This window comes from Paenibacillus kobensis NBRC 15729, assembly GCF_004000825.1.
In the GTDB taxonomy this organism is placed as follows: domain Bacteria; phylum Bacillota; class Bacilli; order Paenibacillales; family Paenibacillaceae; genus Paenibacillus_T; species Paenibacillus_T kobensis.
On record NZ_BILZ01000026.1, the window covers coordinates 1 to 20,253 of the forward strand.

Sequence of the window (20,253 nt, forward strand, 5' to 3'; positions counted from 1 at the left end):
CGACAACGTTTAACATCTTATCACATGATGTTCAGTTGCGCAAGCATTATTTTTGAATCATTTCTTTCCACATTGTGAATACTTTGATTCACTTTTTCGCTTGCCGGCGTCGTTCATCTTGGCCGGAATTAGAATATACCATAGCTTGTCCACAGTGTGCAACCCTTTTTTTTTGAAAAACTTGAACCACACTATCCACAACGTACAGATTACCTTTCTATGCATAGTTATTACGGGCCGCGCAAGCAGACAGCAGCCCGCGGTTATGCGTTAACGGTAATTGCGCATATTCAATGCATAGCGCGATAATTCCTTCGGCGTTGCGATTCTTGCAAACATCCGAAAGATAATTTTATATCGTTTCGCAATCGCCTGCTTGATGTCTTCGTCAAGCCGGGAGTCATGAAGATCAAGCATCATTTCATCCAGTTCTTTACGGAGGACGTAGTCGAATTCTTTGCATTCTTTCTCATTGAACAAAATCCCGAGCATAACCGTAGTCGGCCTCCTTAAAGTGTGCGTTAACGGGTTAAAGAAAAAAGCGTCCCGCTTCATTCGCGTCGGACGCTTTCTTCCGCTTTATTGTTATGCTCAAAAATTGGAAATTTTATTACTTGCCTATCACTATGGGTGTGATGATGCTTTCGATTAACGAGGCTGCAAGCAACAGAACAGCAACGCCAATCACGATCGGCACGGTAGCTCTGACATATTGGCCCGCTTCATGAGACAGCTTCTCGTCTTTTGCAAAAATTTGTCCAATGAACCGGAAAGCATAAGAGCCGGACTTCAAACCGTATGCCGCCGCAATTATCAGCACGGGAATCTCGATGATTCCGTGAGGCAGTATTCCTCTAACAACGATCTCGAATGCTTCGGCTCCGCCATATGTTACCGCATAATTATGTATCAGATAGCCGATAATCAGGCCGTTGAGCACCATAAAAAACACAGGAAACAGACCGAAGATGAAGCCTAAATAGATGACCAAAGCCGCTTTAATCGCATTGTTGAAAAAAATAACCAAAAACATCATCAGCGTCGGATTGGAAGTATCGTTGACTGCTTTTGCAATTTCGCGAATCCCTTCGATCTGACTGTTCATATAAGCGTCTAAGCCTGGAGTCGAAGTTCCCGCAACGATCCCTGCTAAGAACAATACGAGACTTACAGCAATATAAGAGCCCATCGTTCGAAATTGACCGAGCCATACTGTGCGTCGAAACATAGATCGTATCCTTTCTGTTTTCTTGTTTTTTGATGAATATCCGCTGCGTGTACGAGCATAGATTGTACTAGAACAAGCCCTTTAATGAGAGGAGCGCCTGACCCAATGAATAGATTTTATGTGTTGAACGGCAAACGATTGAAGCGTTATCTGCTAACCTCCGTGGCCGTCATTTTCTCCATCGGTGTCATCTATGCAGAGCGAGACAATATTACGGTATTCGCACCTCAGACGCCAGCGGCCATCTACAGCATCCCGACCGAGAAGAAAGTCGTCGCTCTTACTTTCGACATCAGTTGGGGGGACAAGCGTGCCGAGCCGATTCTCGAAATATTGAAAGAGAAGAATGTTAAAAATGTGACGTTCTTCCTCTCCTCGCCATGGAGCCAATCGCATCCTGAAATCGTCAAAAAGATCGTAGATGCCGGATACGAGATCGGCAGTCACGGCCACAAGCACGACAACTACAGCAAGTATAGCGACGAGGAGATTCGGACGCAAATTACGACCGCGCATACGATTCTGTCCGGTCTCACTGGCAAATCGCCGAATTTGATTCGGCTGCCGAACGGAGATTTTGACAAGCGTGTATTGCGTATCGCCGAAGAACTGAATTACAAGGTCATCCAATGGGATACGGATTCACAGGACTGGATGAACATCGGCACCGACAAAATCGTCGACCGGGTCGTGAACCGCGCTCATCCGGGCGACATCATTCTTATGCATGCAAGCGACTCCGTCAAACAAACACATGAGGCACTCCCTGTCATCATCGATCAGCTTCGCGCCAAAGGCTACGAGTTCGTCACCGTTACCCAAATGATCGGCCAGACGGAAGTACAAGGCAACACGGTCAATTCGAAACCGTTCAACGATCCGTCTGCCCGTATGGAAGCAACTGCCTTAGGATTATAGAACGCAAAAACAAGGGCGATCCCATCGCCCTTGTCCGATTACGAAGCCGGTTTCGCGATTGTTGCGGAATCGGCTTCTTCCTTATTGCCGCCCAATATCTTATGCAGCATCATAATGAGATACGTATTACAAATAAATAATGGCGTCACCATAAATATAACGGACACCGAGTTCGTCTCGCCGCTAATGCTCGGCCAACCTTCCAGCACTGTAACAACGAACATAAAAAATACGGTCGGCACGAATGCGCTCTTGTTCGTTTGTCTGGTCTTGACGCTGGCAACGATAAGCGAACCGACCGCCAGTACGAGCGGCAAAACCCAGTACAGCCAATCACCCAGCTTGTCCTTATAACCGTATAGCATGTAGCCAAGTGCAGCGACCGCGAACACGGACGTGTAGCCCTGCAGCGTCGTCCACATAAACTTTTGCCGAGTTATGCCTAGTGCAATGTAATTAAGCGTCAAATAAGCGAAGAAGCCCATCATGGCAAAGACACCGATCATAAGGCCGCTGATGGCCATCATTAGTGCATTGTAACCGGTCTCTTCCGCTTTCAAAAAGCCGTACGACTGGTCCGTGAATTGAAGTGCCAGCCCCAGCACAAGGCATGCTAGCCCTCCAATTGCCATACTGCTCCAGAATAAGAAAAACAGTTTGCGTAGTGTCATGCTTAAGTCTCATCCTCCCACAGCGTCACAGAAAACGTCGATTGCGCTGCAATGACGTCATACTGCCCTTTATTTTACCATGTCCGCAATAAAAAGCTAACCTCCTCTAATGATAATCACGTGAACATTGTGCATACTAACGTCAATAACCTTTATGGGCTCGCGACTGGCAGCATTGACACTTTCGCCGAGCCGTGTGACGTGATGGAAGGAGACTGACGGATCATGGTCATCCGATGGCGATCGATACGATTAGGAGCGGCTATGGCTGCCATTATCGCGCTGACGGCATGCGGCGCCGAGCCAGCGCCTCAGAGCGAGCCAATTAGCTACAAAGACATGAAATCGATGGTAATCGACATTCTCAAAACCGAGGATGCACAGAAGGCGCTGCAGGAATCTGCGAACCAAATAACCGGCAGTTCCGGCTTCAGCTCTAAGCTGTTGACCGTGCAGGATCAGGAGCAGGTTCGAATGGCGGTCAAAGAAGTTCTCGTATCGCCGGATTACGATAAAGTCATCAAGCAGTTGATGACGGATCCGCGGTTCGCAGGGGAATTCGCCAAGACGGTCAATTCGCAGAACAAGCAGATTCATAAAGATTTGCTCAAGGATCCCTCTTATCAGAAAGATTTGATTCAGGTCATGAAGTCGCCTGAGGTCGATAAAATGATCCTGGAAGTTCTGCAGGGTCCGCAATACCGTAAGACAGTCATGTCGCTCATGCAGGATGCGATGCAAAATCCGCTGTTCCGGCTTGAAGTGCTCGATTTGCTTAAGAAAGCGGTGCAAGAGGAACTGAAACCGTCTCCCGATTCGTCTTCTGATAAGAAGAAAGAAGAAGGCGGCGATAGCGGCGGCGATGGCGAATCATCCAAGCAATCCGACAGCGGTGACAGCGGCGGCGACGAGGAAAACTCCCCAATTTAACACTCATCCTCACAAAAAACACCCAGTCACACACCTTCATGAAAGAAGGCGTGACTGGGTGTATTGCTGTACCTTAATACTTCGAGATAACACGGCCCGCAAGATCTGCGTAGAGCTGTCCGGTCTCACTATCCGCTTTGTAAACCGACGGGGAGAAGTCCGGCTCGGACACATGATTGTCCGGTGCGCCAAGCGGAATTTGGGCAAGCAGCTCCGCATTCAGCTGCTCAGCGAGGCGTGCGCCGCCTCCTCTGCCGAATATATACTCTTTCTCGCCGCTATGACGGTTGTAGAAGTACGACATATTCTCCACGACACCAATAATGTTGTGCTCCGTCTTAAGCGCCATCGCTCCTGCGCGCGCTGCTACGAATGCGGCTGTCGCATGCGGCGTCGTTACGATAATTTCTTGGCTTTGCGGCATGATCTGGTGCACGTCCAGCGCAATGTCGCCTGTTCCCGGCGGCAGATCGAGCAGCATGTAATCCAGTTCGCCCCACTCGACTTCGGCGAAGAAGTTGCGAAGCATTTTGCCAAGCATCGGTCCACGCCATACGACTGGGCTGTTATCCTCTACGAAGAAGCCCATCGACATCACTTTCACGCCGAACCGTTCAATCGGAATAATACGCTCATTCACTACTTGCGGTCTTTCTTCGATCCCCATCATATCGGGAACGCTGAAGCCGTAAATGTCGGCATCGATTAACCCGACCCGCTTACCTGCGCGCGCCAGTGCGACCGCCAGATTGACCGTAACGGTCGATTTGCCGACACCGCCCTTGCCGCTCGCAATAGCGATAAACTTCGTGCCGCTTTCCGGAGAGAGCAGCGTCGTCGGTTCGATCAACCCTCCGTGCCCCTTCACCGGAGCGCCTTGCTCGCCTTTCGCGCCTGCTGCAGCCGTCTGAGGCTGTTCAGTTGCGGATTCCGTGCGGAAACGCAAATGGACGGACTGAACATCTTCCGAGGCAAGCGCGCTGCGCAGTGCTTCCTCTAATACCGGTTGGTCGTCGCCTGTCGCAATCAATACCGTCATCGATACGCCGCTCTCCTTCACGACGACATCACGGAACTGCGCAGCCTTCCCGGCTGTCCCTTGCTCATCCGCTGCCTTGCGGACAATATCGATCACCTGTTCTCGGGTTAGCATCGTTCTCACTCCACCTTCTCGGCTATATACGTTATCGGAAATGGTGTCCGACTATTAGTGCTCTCCCTGCTATTATAACATAGTCAGTTGAGATGTTCGATTCACGGGGCTGGGACTGGGGCAGCGGGGGTGACGGTTCCGATCTTCTCGCCGGCGCTGAAGCGAAGAATGCCCTGATAAATCGCAGCGGCTATAGAGCGCTGATAGTTCCCGTCCGACAATCTGCGCGCTTCATCCGGATTGGATAAAAACCCGACTTCCACGAGCGCTAGCGGAACATCTGTAATTTGCTTCATTAAGTACACTTCATTCTTAATTACCGAAGCAATTCGGCTCGTGTTCTCGAGCTTGCTCCGAATCTCGTCTTGTATAAGCGCCGCGATCTGCCCGTTGTTCGTATTGCTCGGATAATAAAAGGTCTGAGCTCCGAACCACTTTGGTGATGGAATGCTATTCATGTGAACACTAATGACGATATCCGGCTTGGCTTGTTTAATGAGCTCTACCCTCTTGACCAAGTCTTCCGTTTTCCGCCTTGCTGTCGCCTTGGTATCTTTGCCTGCCAAGTCATAATCTCCCTCACGGGTCATAATAACGATCGCGCCTGCCTGCTGCAAATAATCGCGCAAATAAAAAGCAATCGCTAAGTTCAAATCCTTCTCGATATCTCCCTGCTTGCTGACGGCTCCCCCGTCAATTCCGCCGTGGCCTGCGTCTATCGCAACTGTCTTGCCTGACAATGGAAGCGACCAGGTTGACATTGTCCGCGTTGACGGCAAATCACCCACGATTAACGCTGCTGCCGCAATTATAATAAACGCACCGATTGCGATTCGCAGCGCTCCCTTGTAGTTGAGCCAGACGACAATCCGGTTCCGATACCGCCGCATAAAAAACCACCTCGTCCCAAACGATTGGTAAGCCGGGCTTTGCATAGAAAGCCTGTACTCTACCATCCTTATGGGACGAGGCGTTCGATTATGACAACCGTTATTCGTGATTAGCCGTTAACTGACTGACGACCGAACGGTAGTCAGCTTCTTTCATGATGCCGGTGAGCGGCGAGAATGCGTCAACGCCAATCATGATCGCCCCGTTCCCCCTCATATCCATTAGGCCTCTTGGAGGCTATATATGCAACTCAGCCGCCCGAAGCATCTTGTTCGACGCTTGGACGGCTGAATGGCATAGCTGGCGTATTGGTCCAACTTATTTGTGCAAGCCGCACTCCGTTTTGTCATTGCCCGACCAGCGTCCTGCACGAGGATCTTCACCAGGCATAACTTGACGCGTGCAATGCTCGCAACCGATCGACGGGTAGTGGTTGTCATGCAACGGGTTGTAAGGAACGTTATTCTCACGGATGTAGTTCCATACGTCTTCGTTCGTCCAGCTTGCAAGCGGGTTGAATTTCATAAGACCGAATTTATAGTCATACTCGACTTTCTTCGAGTTTGCACGCGTAGGCGCTTGGTCGCGGCGAATACCGGTGATCCAGCACTCATACTTGCTGAGGATCTGCGTCAGCGGTTGAACCTTGCGGATATTGCAGCATTGGTTCGGGTCGCTTTTCCACAGTTCTTCTCCGTATTGTTCCGCTTGTTCTTCCGGCGTAATCGCTGGTTTCACTTGTACATAACGGATATTCGGATAACGCGCTGCAAGAACATCACGGGTTTCAAGCGTTTCTTTGAAGTGGAAATCCGTATCCAGATAGAAAATATCGATATTCGGATTAACCTTCTGAATCATATCGACGAGCACTACGTCTTCAGCGCCGAAGCTGCATGCGAACGTAATGTTCGGGAACGTCTCAATCGCATATTGGATAATCGCCTCAGGGGTTGCGTTTTCGAGCTCTTCGGCCTTCTTGGCAGCAAGTGCTTCTTTTTCAAACAGGTTCATATTCAAGACCTCCATACAGTAATAATCCAAGTAAAAGGCTATGCATTAACTTGATTATACTTTCTTAATGCTCATTTGTTCAATGCATTAATTTGTTTTCCTTGCATAGAAGGGCTTGGAATTCCGTGTATTGCCGGCAGCAAATGCCCCATATGCAAAAATGCCCCTTCCGTGCACGGAGTGCAGAGAAGAGGCATTGATGAACGATTAACGTTTCGAGAATTGCGGAGCGCGACGTGCAGCTTTGAGACCGTATTTTTTACGTTCTTTCATGCGTGGGTCACGCGTCAGGAATCCTGCACGTTTCAGCGATGGACGGAACTCAGGGTCTGCTTTCAGCAGAGCGCGGGAGATACCGTGGCGGATAGCGCCGGCTTGACCGGAGATGCCGCCGCCGTTAGCGATGACGATAACGTCGTACTTCGTCGTCGTGTCCGTCAGCGTAAGCGGTTGTTTTACGATCAGTTTCAACGTTTCCAGACCGAAATATTCGTTCAGGTCGCGTTTGTTAATAGTGATTCGTCCTTCACCCGGCACGAGACGAACGCGTGCTACGGAGTGTTTACGACGACCGGTTCCATAGTATTGAACTTGTGCCATGAAACTGTCCTCCTTTTATTAACCGCGAAGCTCGTACACTTCAGGGTTTTGTGCTTGATGCGGATGGTTTGGACCTGCATATACGTTAAGTTTCGTTCTCAGCTTGTCGCCGAGACGGTTCTTAGGAAGCATGCCGTTAATAGCTGCTTCGATAACGCGCTCAGGGTGCTTATTCAGCATTTCTTGAGCGGAGATCACTCTCAGACCGCCTGGATACATCGAGTGACGGTAGTAGTTTTTGTTTTGGAGCTTTTTGCCCGTAAGGTGCACTTTCTCAGCGTTGATGATGACAACGAAGTCACCCGTATCAACGTGAGGCGTAAATTGTGGTTTGTGTTTGCCGCGGATCAGCGCAGCAGCTTCGCTGGCCAGACGGCCCAGCGTTTTGCCTTCCGCGTCGATTACATACCATTTGCGATCGACTTCGTTAGGCTTTGCCATAAAGGTTGTACGCATGGGTGTTCCTCCTTAAATTGATTCAGCAATCCATTTATAATGAAACGTTCGGTTGCGTTTCAAGCATTTAATTTCTTAGTCAAATGTTACGTCAGTTAGAGCAGTTGGCTGTACATTTCTAATCGGGGCTGTGGGATAGCCATTAAAAATGCACAAGTTATATACTACTATAAATAATGGGCTTTAGCAAGAGGTTTAACTTGTTAAATGCAGTTAAATTACATGATGCCATTAACCGTTCAGCCCATTAAACGCACTGCCTTCCGGCGAGAGCTCCAATCGGCATTCCTCGGGCGGATATTCGACGCTCCACAGCATCAAGCCGTGCGCCATAGCTGTAGGCCCCGAGCACGCCCGTTCCTTGGCTGCGAGCATAGCAGGTATATCTTGCGGCGACATTTTGCCTTCTCCAACCCACATCATCGTCCCCGCTATAATACGAACCATATTATATAGGAAGCCACTTCCTGTCACGAACAAGTGCAGCAGTTGATCTTCTTCTTCAATACGCGTCTCAAAAATGGTGCGAACATGACTCGGCTGCGTCGATTGAATCGACGTGAACGTGGTAAAATCGTGTTCACCGACCAAATGCGCAAACGCTTCACGCATCGCCGCCACATCAAGACGAGTCGGGTGATGGAAGGCATAATGGCGCCCGAACACGTCCGGGAACTTGCGACGGTCGATCGTATAGCGGTACGTCTTGCGCTTAGCGGAATGACGTGCGTGGAATGCTTCAGGCGCTTCCCACGCCTCCAAGACGACGATATTATCCGGCAGACGCGTATTGATCGCAAGCGCCCAACGTTCCGCCGGAATACGCGATTCCGTATGAAAGTTGAACACCTGGCCACGGGCATGAACCCCTGCATCCGTACGGCCAGAGCCGATGATGCGCAGTTCTTCGCCTGTCAGCGTCTTAATCGCCGCTTCAACGATGTCTTGGATCGTATTGCCGCTCGGCTGCGACTGAAAGCCGCTGTACGCCGTTCCGTCGTAGCTGACTACCATAACTATGTTTCGACTCACCATGCTACCTCCCTCTCCAGGAAGGCACCAAAGGGCTTACGCCCTCTGGACACCCAACCTTGATAACCATAGGGCTTCGCCCTCTGGACACCCTTCTTCGACGACCATAGGGCACGCCCTCTGGACTCCCTTTTCTCGACGACCATAGGACACGCCCTCTGGACTCCCTTTTCGACACCCTCCTAAATCCTCCCTCTGCCAGAGGGAGGACCCCAGATGAGCTCCCGCCCCTCTGGACTCCCGGAAGTCTCACCTAGCCACTACCAACGTGTACTCGCTTAACGTCCTTTCGGACACGCTCTCTTACGGTTCTCCTAAGATACAGTCGAACGTCCGCTAACGATCCGTCACTTCGATACTCATAGGTGCCTTAAGCCGCTTTCGTCCCTCGGGACACGCTCCACGTTAGTGTTCTCCCCTTAAGCGCGCACGCGCGCTTAAAGAGCGTTAGTGCATATAGGTCGGGTCTGTCGAGCTGGTATAAAACTATCCACAGAACAGATGCGTTTCAAGCCTATCAGCCGCTAACGCTGCTGAAATCCACAGCCCTCATGAAACGCTATCCCCAAATCCACACGGTTCCCCACAGTTTCCACAACGATAATGCTTGCCGAACGACTTGTAACCGTTGTCCACAAGTGGACAACTCGCTTTCGTTCAGCTAATTCACTTGTGGATTGAAGGTTTTACATGGTTTATAGCCTGTGAATAGTCTGAAAACAGGGCCGAAGAATGGCCCGAAAATGCCGGCTCATGTATGGGAGCCGGCTTCTTCGGTTATATCCAATGGAACGCGTGAGGTGCGTGGAGAGCAGCGACAGGTTCGCGAGTTAACGTCCGACTTTTGAAGTGATGTTCCCTACCTATTCGAGATAGTTCAAAGGAATATCACTTCAACGGGAGGCGCGTGCCTGTTGCATGCTCGGAGTGCACGGGCGGAGCCGTCTATACGCTTTTACATCAATGCACGAGCTGCAAGTTAAGCTACTTCGTGCATCTCCGCTCGCAACGCACCCACGCGTTCCAATTCACGCCAAGAAAAAAAGGTGGCCGCGAAGGTCCACCCTTTCTCATCCGATCATCCGGTCGATTACGCGCGATCTACCAGTTCCAGATACACCATTGGTGCTGAATCACCGCGGCGCGGTCCCAGTTTCAGAATCCGCGTGTATCCGCCCGCACGTTCCGAGTAACGGGTGGCCAGTTCGGAGAACAGCTTCTGGATTGCGTCTTGTTCGCCGTCGATCGTTTCGCGACGAACGAAAGCTGCCACTTGGCGACGAGCGTGAAGATCACCTTTTTTCGCTTTCGTGATGAGCTTTTCAGCAATCGAGCGAACTTCTTTCGCTTTTGCTTCCGTCGTTTGGATGCGCTCATACAGGAACAGATCCGTTACGAGGTCGCGGAAAAGCGCCTTACGTGCGCTCGCGTCACGGCCCAACTTTTGGTATGCCATCGATTTCTCCTCCTTCTGCAAGATTGCCTTTTACGATGCTCTCTATTCTTCCATGCGGAGGCCCAAACCGAGTTCTTCAAGCTTCTCTTGTACTTCCTCCAAAGACTTGCGACCAAGGTTACGCACCTTCATCATGTCTTCTTCAGTTTTCGTAATCAGCTCTTGCACGGTATTGATGCCTGCACGTTTCAAGCAGTTGTAAGAACGAACGGAAAGATCCAGTTCCTCGATCGTCATCTCGAGTACTTTTTCTTTCTTATCTTCTTCTTTCTCGACCATGATTTCCGCGTCTTTGGCTTCATCGGTCAATCCGACGAACAGGTCCAAATGCTCGGTCAAAATTTTAGCGCCGAGGCTTACTGCCTCTTCCGGTCGAATACTTCCATCAGTCCAAACTTCTAAGGTGAGCTTGTCATAGTTGGTTACTTGGCCGACACGAGTATTTTCTACGCTGTAATTGACACGGGTAATGGGCGTGTAAATCGAATCAATGGGAATTACGCCAATCGGTTGATCTTCTTTCTTATTCCGATCCGCAGGGACGTACCCGCGTCCCCTGTTGGCGAATACCCGCATATGGAGCCGCGCACCGGAGGCTAAGGTCGCGATATGAAGATCGGGATTCAAAATCTCAACATCGCTGTCCGCGCGAATGTCGCCCGCCGTTACGTTCCCTTCACCTTCTGCGTCGATTTCCAGCACCTTTTCTTCATCGGAGTGGATCTTCAACGACAGGCCTTTCAGGTTCAATATGATCTCGGTTACGTCCTCGATCACTCCGGGTACCGTAGAAAATTCATGTAGCACACCATCGATTTGTACCGAGGTGACAGCTGCACCTGGCAGCGACGAGAGCAGAATTCGGCGAAGCGAATTGCCCAGCGTCGTGCCATATCCGCGTTCCAGCGGCTCGACAACAAAACGTCCGTATGTGCCGTTATCATTGAGCTCTACGGTTTCGATTTTCGGTTTTTCGATCTCAATCACTAGTAGTACCCTCCTTCAAAACGTCGCTCCGTTCACCGTACGTATTCAGTCGAATCTTGTAGTATGCCAAACCTTCACAACCATTATTCACAAGTTGCTGTAATTTGATACCACAGCACGAATCTGAATTATACGCGGCGACGTTTAGGTGGACGGCAACCGTTGTGCGGAACAGGCGTTACGTCTTTAATCAGGTTAACTTCAAGACCAGCTGCTTGCAGGGAACGGATTGCCGCTTCGCGGCCAGCACCTGGACCTTTAACCATAACCTCGACAACTTTCATGCCATGCTCCATTGCAGCTTTAGCAGCCGTCTCAGCAGCCATTTGTGCTGCGAAAGGCGTGCTTTTACGGGAACCTTTGAAGCCCAGGTTACCGGAGCTTGCCCAAGAGATTGCGTTGCCGTGCGGATCCGTGATCGTTACGATCGTGTTGTTGAACGTCGAGCGGATGTGCGCTACGCCGGTATCAACGTTTTTACGGTCGCGGCGTTTCGTACGTACGACTTTTTTTGGTTTAGCCATTGTGTGTTATCCTCCCTTCTTATTTCTTCTTGTTCGCTACAGTCCGACGAGGACCTTTGCGCGTACGAGCATTCGTTTTCGTACGTTGACCGCGAACTGGCAGTCCACGACGATGGCGAACACCACGGTAGCATCCGATTTCGATCAGACGTTTAATGTTAAGCGAAATTTCACGACGGAGGTCGCCTTCCACTTTAACCGATTTGTCGATCGTCTCACGCAGACGGCTTACTTCGTCTTCCGTGAGATCACGAACGCGAGTTTGAGCGTTTACGTCAGTCGCTGCAAGAATCTTCTTAGCCGTTGTTTGGCCGATACCGAAGATATATTGAAGCGCGATCTCAACGCGTTTGTCACGCGGCAAGTCAACACCAGCAATACGTGCCATATGCCTTGTTTCCCTCCTTTAACTAGCCTTGTTTTTGTTTGTGTTTAGGATTTTCACAAATCACCATAACGTTGCCTTTGCGACGAATGACTTTGCATTTCTCGCAGATAGGCTTAACCGAAGGTCTGACCTTCATTGTGATTACCTCCCGAATCCTTCGGCGCAAGCACGAAAGGCTTACTTCCGATAGGTAATGCGTCCTCTAGATAAATCATAAGGCGACAACTGGATGACCACTTTATCTCCAGTAAGAATCCGGATAAAGTGCATACGCAGCTTACCGGAAACATGAGCTAAAATTTGATGTCCATTCTCCAGTTCAACCTTGAACATTGCGTTAGGTAGCGGTTCGATTACCGTACCTTCGACTTCAATGACGTCTTCCTTAGCCACCGTCATTCTCCTTTCGCTTGCACGAACTTCTCAATCGCGTAGCGCAGCTTAGCATTCGTCACCCGGCCGGTCTCTTTCATGCTGTTCTGAACTTCGGTGCTGACGACCGACTGCAGCTCAAGGTGCGCGATGTTCTTCTTCTTCGGCCGATCGAATCTCTTCTTGTCGCCATCGGCGATCAATACGAAGCGATCGTCGACGATACCGATAATGACCGCATAACCGCCCTCATCCTTGCCTCGAAGCACGAATGCGATCTGACCGATCTGCGGCAATGCATCCACGTGCATCAACCCGCCTCAGCGTCCGATTGGGTTAGTATCTCATAACCATCTTCCGTTACGGCGACTGTATGCTCGAAATGCGCACACCACGAGCCGTCGACCGTGACGACCGTCCAGTTGTCTTCTAACGTTCGTACATACCGTTCACCGATGTTGACCATCGGTTCGATGCAGAGTACCATGCCCGGCTTAAGCCGCGGTCCCCGATCCGGTATGCCATAGTTCGGAATTTGCGGTTCTTCATGAAGTTTTGCGCCGATGCCATGACCGACATACTCACGAACAACCGAGAACCCCGCGTTCTCAACAACTTTCTGTACGGCATGCGATATCGTGAAAAGTCGAACATCCGGCTTAATCAGTTCAAGGCCTGCGTATAGAGATTGTTCCGCCACATCGAGCAGCCGTTGCGCTTCTGCAGAGATTGTGCCCACGCCGTACGTCCATGCGGAGTCGCCATGGTAACCCTGATACTGCGCACCGATGTCGATGCTGATGATGTCTCCATCCGCCAGCTTCTGATTGCCCGGAATACCATGCACCAGCTGATCGTTGACAGAAGTGCATATGCTGCCAGGAAATTGATTGTAACCTTTAAAAGATGGAACGGCGCCACGACTTCGAATATACGTCTCGGCAATCTGATCCAGTTCATGGGTCGTAATGCCGGGCCGTATCGATTGCTTTAGCAGCCGATGCGTGTCGGCGACAATCCGCCCTGCTTCCCTCATCAGACGAAGCTCCGCTTCCGACTTGCAAACGATCATTAGCGTGAACCCCGCAGAACAGAAGCAATCTCAGCGGTTACAACATCAATATCCTGTTCCCCGTCGACTTCGCGAAGCAGCGATTTGCCTTCGTAATACGCAAGCAGTGGTGCAGTTTTCGAGCTGTACTCGTCCAGACGTGTTCCGACACTTTCTTCGTTATCGTCCGAGCGCTGATACAGTTCGCCTCCGCACTTATCGCAGACGCCTTCTTGTTTCGGCGGGTTATTCAAGACGTGATACGTGGATCCGCACGATTTGCAGATGCGGCGGCCCGTAAGACGAGCAAGCAGCAATCCGCGGTCGACCTTCAAGTTAATGACATGGTCGATCGAACGGCCCATCTCCGCTAGCATTGCATCAAGCGCTTCGGCTTGTTGCAGAGTGCGGGGGAAACCATCGAGCAGAAAACCTTTAGAGCAGTCATCCAGCATCAGCCGGTCGCGAACGATTCCGTTCGTAATCTCGTCCGGAACGAGCTTGCCTTGGTCAACGTACTCTTTTGCTTTTTGTCCGAGCGGCGTTCCTTGTTTCATTGCGAGACGGAAAGCATCACCTGTCGAAATATGCGGTACCGCGAATTGATCGACAATACGTTCTGCTTGCGTCCCTTTGCCGGCTCCTGGAGGTCCCATGAATAGAATGTTCATTCCGTGTTCCTCGCTTTAAGCACAATAGGTTCGTTCGGGATCCGTATGCGCATGCGCCCGGAACCCGATAAGAACCTATCCTTATTTATTGATAAACCCTTTGTAGTGGCGTTTGATCAACTGGCTCTCGATTTGTTTCATCGTGTCAAGTGCGACGCCGATTACGATCAGGAGCGAAGTACCGCCCAAACGAACACCTTGTGGCAAGTCAGCCGCTTTGCCGAATGCAACCGGAAGCAGCGAGATGAGCGAGAGGAAGATCGCACCCGCCAGTGTGAGGCGAGTCATTACCTTCGTAATGTACGATGCAGTAGGTTTACCTGGGCGAATGCCTGGGATATAACCACCGTTCTTCTTCATCTGATCCGCCATTTGAACCGGATTGATTTGAACAAAGGTATAGAAGAATGTGAAGCCGATAATCAAGATGACATACAGAACCATGCCAAGCGGCATGTCGTAGTTCAAGTTCTTGATAATCCAATCCGCCCAGTTCGATGTCGAGAAGAACTGTGCGAGTGTAACAGGGAACATGAGCAACGAAATCGCGAAGATTACCGGAATAACACCTGCGCCGTTAACCTTCAGCGGAATGTGCGTCGACTGTCCGCCATACATTTTCCGACCAACAACGCGTTTAGCGTATTGAACCGGAATTTTACGGATGCCTTGCTGAACGAAGATGGCGCCCACGATTACCGCGATAACAACCACTACGATCAGTACGACCTTCAGAATGTTCCAGAAGAGCATATCTCCAGGGTTTTCGAATTCCGAAGCGTAAATGTCGCGAATATGTCCAGGGATAGCTGCTACGATACCCGCGAAGATCAGAACCGAGATACCGTTGCCGATACCGCGTTCCGTAATTTGCTCACCGAGCCACATCAAGAAAGCCGTACCGGCAGTCAAGACGATTGCGATCATAGCGTATGTCGTAAACGACGCATCAATGACCATTTCGTAAGCATATTTACGGTTAAAGCCTACAGCCGTACCAAAACCTTGGACCAAACCAAGGATGATCGTGCCGTAACGGGTAATTTGCGCAAGTTTACGTTTGCCGTTCTCGCCTTCCTTTGCCCACTCCGTAAACTTTGGAATGACGTCCATCGACAAGAGCTGTACGATGATCGAGGAAGTGATGTAAGGCATGATCCCGATCGCGAAGATCGAGAAGTGGAACAATGCGCCGCCCGAGAATGTGTTAAGCAAGCCAAACAGGTCTTGACCTGCACCGACTTCCTTGAACACATCCGTGTTAATATTCGGAACCGGGATAAACGAACCGATTCGGTAAACAAGCAAGATGAAAAGGGTAAACAGGATCTTCTTGCGAAGGTCTTCCACTCTCCAAATGTTGGACACCGTCTTGAACATTAGATCACCTCGGTTTTACCGCCGGCAGCCTGGATTTTCTCTACCGCAGATTGAGAGAATTTGTTAGCTTTAACAGTCAGTTGAACCTTGATTTCGCCGTTACCGAGAACTTTAATGCCGCTCTGTGGGTTCTTGACGATTCCCTTCTCCAGAAGGAATTCTGGAGTAACTTCTGTTCCTGCTGCAAAGCTATTCAATTCTTCAATGTTGACAATCGCGTATTCCTTACGGAATGGATTGTTGAAGCCGCGTTTCGGAAGACGACGGTACAATGGGTTTTGACCGCCCTCGAAGCCAGGACGAACGCCGCCACCGGAGCGAGCGTTTTGACCTTTATGACCACGAGCAGCCGTTTTGCCGTTACCGGAACCGATACCGCGACCGACACGCTTGCGCTCTTTACGGGAACCTTCCGCTGGTTGGAGCTCATGCAGTTTCATCGTTCGTAGCACCTCCTTAATTGGTTTGCCTATGTGAAACTTTCGGGAAGTTAAACTTCTTCGACTTTAACGAGGTGGTTAACTGCGTTAACCATACCGCGAATCGCCGGACTGTCGTTCAGGACAACCGATTGGTGAAGCTTGCGCAGACCGAACGATTCAACCGTAGCACGTTGCTTTTCGTTGCGACCAATCAGACTGCGAACAAGCGTAATTTGCAATTTCGCCATCGTGTTTTCCTCCTTAACCCAGAAGCTCTTGTACGGTTTTACCGCGAAGCTTCGCCACGTCCTCAGCGCGTTTCAGGCGGGAAAGGCCTTCAAGCGTCGCATTAACCATGTTCATGGAATTCGAGGAACCGAGCGACTTCGTCAGGATATCGCCAACGCCAGCAAGTTCGAGAACTGCACGAACTGGGCCGCCTGCGATAACACCGGTACCTTGGGAAGCAGGCTTCAGAAGAACTTCGCCAGCACCGAAGTGACCGATGACTTGATGCGGGATCGTCGTTCCCACGAGTGGAACGTGAACCAGATTCTTCTTCGCGTCTTCAATACCTTTGCGAATTGCATCTGGAACTTCGGCAGCTTTACCGATACCAGCGCCTACATAGCCTTTGCCGTCGCCGACAACAACCAGTGCGCTGAAGCTGAACCGACGTCCGCCTTTAACTACTTTGGATACACGGTTGATGTGAACAACCTTCTCTGTCAGTTCTAACGTATTCGGATCTACACGCAAGTCGTTTTACCTCCTTATTGAAAATTTATATTAGAATTCGAGCCCTGCTTCACGAGCTGCGTCAGCCAGTGCTTGAATTCGTCCATGGTACAGGTAGCCGCCGCGATCGAAAACGACTTCAGATACGCCTTTCGCTTTAGCGCGAGCTGCGATCAATTCGCCGACTTTCTTAGCTGCTTCAACGTTGCCGCCGTTGCCGACTTCCGTCAGTTCTTTGTCCATCGTGGATGCTGCAGCGATCGTTACGCCGTTGATGTCATCGATCAGCTGTGCATACATATGTTTAGAAGAACGGAATACGGACAGACGCGGACGCGCCGTCGTACCGCTGATTTTCTTACGTACACGCAGATGACGTTTAACGCGAGCTTTGTTTTTATCGCCCTTCGTAATCATTCGGAATACACTCCTTTCCGTTTGCCTTATGAAGCTATCGGGATAAGCCGGGTATTAAGCGGCTTATTTTTTCTTACCTGCTTTACCCTCTTTGCGGAGGATACGTTCGCCTTCGTACTTGATACCTTTGCCTTTGTATGGCTCTGGCTCGCGTACTGCGCGGATCTTCGCTGCCGTTGCGCCGACAAGTTCTTTGTCGATGCCGCGAACGATGATTTTCGTCTGGGATGGCAGTTCGAACTCGATGCCATTGTCCGGAGCGATCTCAACCGGGTGGGAGTAACCTACGCTAAGAACGACTTTTTCGCCAGTCTTATTCGCACGGTAACCTACGCCGACAAGCTCAAGCGTTTTTGCAAAACCATCCGTTACGCCGCTTACCATGTTCGAAATGACGCTGCGCGTCGTTCCGTGCAGGGAGCGGTGCAATTTGTTATCAGAAGGACGTTCAACCACGATCTCGCTCTCTGCAACATTGATCTTCATGTCTTTGTGCAGTGCGCGGGACAGCGTGCCTTTAGGTCCTTTTACAGTAATGACGCTGTCGTTCAGGCTGATGCTAACACCAGCTGGAACAGCGATTGGTTTGCGACCAATACGGGACATTCGTTACACCTCCAATCGTTGACGAGTTATTACCAAACGTAGCAGACGACTTCGCCGCCGGCTTTCGATTGACGAGCTTCTTTATCGGTCATAATCCCTTTGGACGTGGAAATGATGGCGATACCGAGACCACCAAGTACACGTGGGATTTCATTCGATTTCGTGTAAACACGAAGACCTGGTTTGCTAATGCGTTTCAGACCCGTGATTACGCGCTCGTTGTTCGATCCGTATTTCAGGAAAACACGGATGATCCCTTGCTTGTTATCTTCGATATATTCTGCATCGCGGATGAAGCCCTCGCGTTTCAAAATCTCAGCGATTTGCTTCTTCACTTTCGAAGCAGGCATTTCCACGGTCTCGTGACGAACGACATTCGCGTTGCGAATACGTGTCAGCATATCTGCGATCGGATCAGACATAACCATTTATGTGAACCTCCTTCCCGAACTAAGACTGATTACCAGCTTGCTTTTTTGACGCCAGGAATCTGGCCTTTGTATGCTAACTCACGGAAACAAATCCGGCAAATTTTAAACTTTTGCAATACGGAGTGCGGACGACCGCAGCGCTCGCAGCGCGTGTAAGCACGCACTTTGAACTTCGGGGTGCGCTGCTGTTTCACTTTCATCGAAGTTTTTGCCACTTGGTAAACACCTCCCGTGGATTACTTCGTGAACGGCATGCCCAGTTGGGTGAGCAGCTCACGAGATTCTTCGTCCGTTTTGGCCGTCGTAACGATAACGATGTCCATACCGCGAACTTTATCAACTTTATCGTACTCGATCTCCGGGAAGATCACTTGTTCTTTCAGGCCCAGCGTGTAGTTACCGCGTCCGTCGAATGCTTTCGACGAAACACCGCGGAAGTCACGAACACGCGGAAGCGTGATGTTGAACAGCTTGTCGAGGAAGTAATACATACGCTCGCCGCGCAGCGTTACTTTCGCACCGATTGGCATGTTCTCACGAAGCTTGAAGCCTGCGATAGACTTCTTAGCGCGCGTGATTACTGGCTTTTGACCAGCGATCAGTTGAAGCTCTGCAACTGCAGTGTCCAGAACTTTCGAGTTAGCAACCGCTTCGCCGACACCCATGTTGATGACGACTTTCTCGATTTTCGGCACTTGCATTACCGTCGTATAGTTAAACTTCTGCATCAGAGCAGGCGTAATTTCGTTCAGGTAACGATCTTTCATTCTTGCAGCCATGATTCAGTGGACCTCCTTTCCGTCTTGGATCAATTAGTCGATCTCAACGCCGGACCGTTTTGCAATCCGGACTTTTTTGCCGTTGTCGAGCACTTTGTAACCGATACGCGTCACTTTACCGCTCTTCGGATCAACGTGCATAACGTTCGATACGTGAATCGGAGCTTCTTGCTCGATGATGCCGCCTTGCGGATTCGCTTGGGACGGACGAGCGTGCTTCTTCACGATGTTTACGCCTTCGATCAGTACGCGGTTTTCACGAGGATAAGCTGCGATTACGCGGCCTTTTTTACCTTTGTCTTTACCGCTGATGACGATGACGTTATCGTCTTTTTTCACATGAAGCTTGTTGTTATGCGATTCAAGAACTTTTTTGAGACGTGGCATGAGTACACCTCCTGCATGCTTGATCACTTACTTATATTTCACCCTGGCGCATCGCGCTGTGAGGGTATTAGATAACTTCTGGTGCGAGCGAGACGATTTTCATGAAGTCTTTGTCGCGAAGTTCGCGAGCAACAGGTCCGAAGATACGCGTGCCACGTGGGCTCTTGTCTTCCTTCACGATTACCGCTGCGTTCTCGTCGAATGCGATGTAAGAACCGTCTTTACGACGAACCGAACGTTTCGTACGAACGATAACGGCTTTAACTACGTCGCCTTTTTTGACAACGCCGCCTGGTGTTGCTTGTTTGACGGAGCAGATGATCAGATCGCCAATGTGTCCAACGCGACGTCCCGTGCCGCCAAGCACGCGAATGCACATCAGTTCTTTAGCGCCGGAGTTGTCAGCGACAGCCAAACGCGTAAATGGTTGAATCATTTGTACGTCCTCCTTTCGGAAAAATGCTCTTTACACTATAGACCGTATCTTAGAGGACAATCGCTTCTTCAACGATTTCTACGAGTCTGAAGCGTTTGTCTTTGGAAAGCGGACGAGTCTCCATGATTTTCACGACGTCGCCGATTTTCGCCTGGTTGTTCTCGTCATGCGCTTTGAATTTCTTCGTGTACTTAATGCGTTTATGGTACAGATCGTGTTTTTTGTACGTTTCGACAGCAACTACGATCGTTTTGTCCATTTTGTCGCTAACTACTTTGCCGATTTGAACTTTGCGGGCATTGCGTTCGCTCATGT

Annotated in this window: 32 protein-coding genes; 2 read left to right on the forward strand and 30 right to left on the reverse strand. The window is 50.3% G+C overall.

Features of this window, described 5'->3' with window-relative positions; genetic code table 11:
* Positions 1 to 270: 270 nt before the first annotated feature.
* Positions 271 to 492, reverse strand: a complete 222-nt coding sequence (locus tag PKO01S_RS15710) for a hypothetical protein (protein ID WP_127532394.1) — start codon at positions 490 to 492, stop codon at positions 271 to 273.
* Between the two features lie 118 nt (positions 493 to 610).
* Entirely contained in the window at positions 611 to 1,228 is a 618-nt protein-coding gene (locus PKO01S_RS15715; protein WP_127532395.1) for a stage II sporulation protein M, read from the reverse strand.
* A gap of 105 nt (positions 1,229 to 1,333) precedes the next feature.
* Between PKO01S_RS15715 and pdaB the strand changes: the two genes are divergently transcribed.
* Positions 1,334 to 2,146, forward strand: coding sequence for a polysaccharide deacetylase family sporulation protein PdaB (pdaB, locus tag PKO01S_RS15720; RefSeq protein ID WP_127532396.1), 813 nt, complete (start codon positions 1,334 to 1,336; stop codon positions 2,144 to 2,146).
* Between the two features lie 38 nt (positions 2,147 to 2,184).
* On the opposite strand, the gene PKO01S_RS15725 is transcribed toward pdaB, so the two are convergent.
* Positions 2,185 to 2,817 carry a KinB-signaling pathway activation protein gene (locus tag PKO01S_RS15725; protein WP_127532397.1) on the reverse strand — a complete coding sequence of 211 codons (633 nt, stop codon included), beginning with the start codon at positions 2,815 to 2,817 and terminating at the stop codon, positions 2,185 to 2,187.
* 225 nt (positions 2,818 to 3,042) lie between these two features.
* On the opposite strand from PKO01S_RS15725, the gene gerD reads away from it, so the two are divergent.
* Positions 3,043 to 3,747: a spore germination lipoprotein GerD gene (gerD, locus tag PKO01S_RS15730; RefSeq protein WP_127532398.1), complete on the forward strand. Its 705-nt coding sequence runs from the start codon at positions 3,043 to 3,045 to the stop codon at positions 3,745 to 3,747.
* Positions 3,748 to 3,820: 73 nt separating this feature from the next.
* Here the strand turns inward: gerD and PKO01S_RS15735 are convergent, their stop codons facing one another.
* The 27 genes from PKO01S_RS15735 to rpsQ all read right to left on the reverse strand — a co-directional run bounded on the left by PKO01S_RS15735 (position 3,821) and on the right by rpsQ (position 20,251).
* On the reverse strand, positions 3,821 to 4,900 hold the full coding sequence (locus tag PKO01S_RS15735; protein ID WP_127532399.1) for an Mrp/NBP35 family ATP-binding protein: 1,080 nt from the start codon (positions 4,898 to 4,900) through the stop codon (positions 3,821 to 3,823).
* Between the two features lie 101 nt (positions 4,901 to 5,001).
* Positions 5,002 to 5,790 carry an N-acetylmuramoyl-L-alanine amidase CwlD gene (gene cwlD / locus PKO01S_RS15740; RefSeq protein WP_127532400.1) on the reverse strand — a complete coding sequence of 263 codons (789 nt, stop codon included), beginning with the start codon at positions 5,788 to 5,790 and terminating at the stop codon, positions 5,002 to 5,004.
* Positions 5,791 to 6,109: 319 nt separating this feature from the next.
* On the reverse strand, positions 6,110 to 6,805 hold the full coding sequence (locus PKO01S_RS15745; RefSeq protein WP_127532401.1) for a phosphoadenylyl-sulfate reductase: 696 nt from the start codon (positions 6,803 to 6,805) through the stop codon (positions 6,110 to 6,112).
* Positions 6,806 to 7,012: 207 nt separating this feature from the next.
* The gene (rpsI, locus tag PKO01S_RS15750) at positions 7,013 to 7,405 is read right to left on the reverse strand and encodes a 30S ribosomal protein S9 (protein WP_127532402.1); all 393 of its coding nucleotides are present in this window, start codon (positions 7,403 to 7,405) and stop codon (positions 7,013 to 7,015) included.
* An 18-nt stretch (positions 7,406 to 7,423) separates the two neighbouring features.
* Entirely contained in the window at positions 7,424 to 7,861 is a 438-nt protein-coding gene (rplM, locus tag PKO01S_RS15755) for a 50S ribosomal protein L13 (protein ID WP_127532403.1), read from the reverse strand.
* A 231-nt stretch (positions 7,862 to 8,092) separates the two neighbouring features.
* Complete coding sequence (truA, locus tag PKO01S_RS15760; RefSeq protein WP_246070594.1) at positions 8,093 to 8,875, reverse strand: tRNA pseudouridine(38-40) synthase TruA; 783 nt, start codon at positions 8,873 to 8,875, stop codon at positions 8,093 to 8,095.
* Between the two features lie 1,108 nt (positions 8,876 to 9,983).
* Complete coding sequence (rplQ, locus tag PKO01S_RS15765; protein WP_042171395.1) at positions 9,984 to 10,349, reverse strand: 50S ribosomal protein L17; 366 nt, start codon at positions 10,347 to 10,349, stop codon at positions 9,984 to 9,986.
* Between the two features lie 42 nt (positions 10,350 to 10,391).
* Complete coding sequence (locus PKO01S_RS15770; RefSeq protein WP_127532405.1) at positions 10,392 to 11,336, reverse strand: DNA-directed RNA polymerase subunit alpha; 945 nt, start codon at positions 11,334 to 11,336, stop codon at positions 10,392 to 10,394.
* A 128-nt stretch (positions 11,337 to 11,464) separates the two neighbouring features.
* The gene (rpsK, locus tag PKO01S_RS15775; RefSeq protein ID WP_127532406.1) at positions 11,465 to 11,860 is read right to left on the reverse strand and encodes a 30S ribosomal protein S11; all 396 of its coding nucleotides are present in this window, start codon (positions 11,858 to 11,860) and stop codon (positions 11,465 to 11,467) included.
* Between the two features lie 19 nt (positions 11,861 to 11,879).
* The gene (rpsM, locus tag PKO01S_RS15780; RefSeq protein WP_127532407.1) at positions 11,880 to 12,248 is read right to left on the reverse strand and encodes a 30S ribosomal protein S13; all 369 of its coding nucleotides are present in this window, start codon (positions 12,246 to 12,248) and stop codon (positions 11,880 to 11,882) included.
* A 22-nt stretch (positions 12,249 to 12,270) separates the two neighbouring features.
* Positions 12,271 to 12,384 carry a 50S ribosomal protein L36 gene (rpmJ, locus tag PKO01S_RS15785; RefSeq protein ID WP_003333770.1) on the reverse strand — a complete coding sequence of 38 codons (114 nt, stop codon included), beginning with the start codon at positions 12,382 to 12,384 and terminating at the stop codon, positions 12,271 to 12,273.
* 41 nt (positions 12,385 to 12,425) lie between these two features.
* A complete protein-coding gene (gene infA / locus PKO01S_RS15790) occupies positions 12,426 to 12,641 on the reverse strand; it encodes a translation initiation factor IF-1 (protein ID WP_015847200.1) in 216 nt (71 codons plus the stop codon).
* A gap of 2 nt (positions 12,642 to 12,643) precedes the next feature.
* Positions 12,644 to 12,931: a hypothetical protein gene (locus PKO01S_RS15795; RefSeq protein WP_407669656.1), complete on the reverse strand. Its 288-nt coding sequence runs from the start codon at positions 12,929 to 12,931 to the stop codon at positions 12,644 to 12,646.
* Positions 12,931 to 13,692: a type I methionyl aminopeptidase gene (map, locus tag PKO01S_RS15800; protein ID WP_127532409.1), complete on the reverse strand. Its 762-nt coding sequence runs from the start codon at positions 13,690 to 13,692 to the stop codon at positions 12,931 to 12,933. Before map ends, PKO01S_RS15795 begins: the two co-directional genes overlap by 1 nt.
* Complete coding sequence (locus PKO01S_RS15805) at positions 13,692 to 14,342, reverse strand: adenylate kinase (protein WP_127532410.1); 651 nt, start codon at positions 14,340 to 14,342, stop codon at positions 13,692 to 13,694. The genes map and PKO01S_RS15805 overlap by 1 nt, the downstream gene beginning before the upstream one ends.
* An 81-nt stretch (positions 14,343 to 14,423) precedes the next feature.
* On the reverse strand, positions 14,424 to 15,722 hold the full coding sequence (gene secY / locus PKO01S_RS15810; protein WP_127532411.1) for a preprotein translocase subunit SecY: 1,299 nt from the start codon (positions 15,720 to 15,722) through the stop codon (positions 14,424 to 14,426).
* Positions 15,722 to 16,162 (reverse strand): 50S ribosomal protein L15, encoded by a 441-nt coding sequence (gene rplO / locus PKO01S_RS15815; RefSeq protein WP_127532412.1) that lies wholly within the window; start codon positions 16,160 to 16,162, stop codon positions 15,722 to 15,724. Before rplO ends, secY begins: the two co-directional genes overlap by 1 nt.
* Before the next feature lie 50 nt (positions 16,163 to 16,212).
* Positions 16,213 to 16,392 carry a 50S ribosomal protein L30 gene (rpmD, locus tag PKO01S_RS15820; protein WP_006037928.1) on the reverse strand — a complete coding sequence of 60 codons (180 nt, stop codon included), beginning with the start codon at positions 16,390 to 16,392 and terminating at the stop codon, positions 16,213 to 16,215.
* A gap of 13 nt (positions 16,393 to 16,405) precedes the next feature.
* Positions 16,406 to 16,903 (reverse strand): 30S ribosomal protein S5, encoded by a 498-nt coding sequence (gene rpsE, locus PKO01S_RS15825; RefSeq protein ID WP_127532413.1) that lies wholly within the window; start codon positions 16,901 to 16,903, stop codon positions 16,406 to 16,408.
* A gap of 30 nt (positions 16,904 to 16,933) precedes the next feature.
* Positions 16,934 to 17,299, reverse strand: coding sequence for a 50S ribosomal protein L18 (gene rplR, locus PKO01S_RS15830; protein ID WP_127532414.1), 366 nt, complete (start codon positions 17,297 to 17,299; stop codon positions 16,934 to 16,936).
* 63 nt (positions 17,300 to 17,362) lie between these two features.
* On the reverse strand, positions 17,363 to 17,905 hold the full coding sequence (rplF, locus tag PKO01S_RS15835) for a 50S ribosomal protein L6 (protein WP_127532415.1): 543 nt from the start codon (positions 17,903 to 17,905) through the stop codon (positions 17,363 to 17,365).
* A gap of 29 nt (positions 17,906 to 17,934) precedes the next feature.
* Positions 17,935 to 18,333: a 30S ribosomal protein S8 gene (gene rpsH, locus PKO01S_RS15840; RefSeq protein WP_127532416.1), complete on the reverse strand. Its 399-nt coding sequence runs from the start codon at positions 18,331 to 18,333 to the stop codon at positions 17,935 to 17,937.
* A gap of 32 nt (positions 18,334 to 18,365) precedes the next feature.
* Positions 18,366 to 18,551, reverse strand: coding sequence for a type Z 30S ribosomal protein S14 (locus PKO01S_RS15845; RefSeq protein ID WP_013312154.1), 186 nt, complete (start codon positions 18,549 to 18,551; stop codon positions 18,366 to 18,368).
* Between the two features lie 21 nt (positions 18,552 to 18,572).
* On the reverse strand, positions 18,573 to 19,115 hold the full coding sequence (rplE, locus tag PKO01S_RS15850; protein ID WP_127532417.1) for a 50S ribosomal protein L5: 543 nt from the start codon (positions 19,113 to 19,115) through the stop codon (positions 18,573 to 18,575).
* 33 nt (positions 19,116 to 19,148) lie between these two features.
* A complete protein-coding gene (rplX, locus tag PKO01S_RS15855; RefSeq protein ID WP_127532418.1) occupies positions 19,149 to 19,502 on the reverse strand; it encodes a 50S ribosomal protein L24 in 354 nt (117 codons plus the stop codon).
* A gap of 67 nt (positions 19,503 to 19,569) precedes the next feature.
* Positions 19,570 to 19,938 carry a 50S ribosomal protein L14 gene (rplN, locus tag PKO01S_RS15860; protein WP_127532419.1) on the reverse strand — a complete coding sequence of 123 codons (369 nt, stop codon included), beginning with the start codon at positions 19,936 to 19,938 and terminating at the stop codon, positions 19,570 to 19,572.
* Positions 19,939 to 19,987: 49 nt separating this feature from the next.
* Positions 19,988 to 20,251 (reverse strand): 30S ribosomal protein S17, encoded by a 264-nt coding sequence (gene rpsQ / locus PKO01S_RS15865; protein WP_110046871.1) that lies wholly within the window; start codon positions 20,249 to 20,251, stop codon positions 19,988 to 19,990.
* Positions 20,252 to 20,253 lie beyond the last annotated feature (2 nt).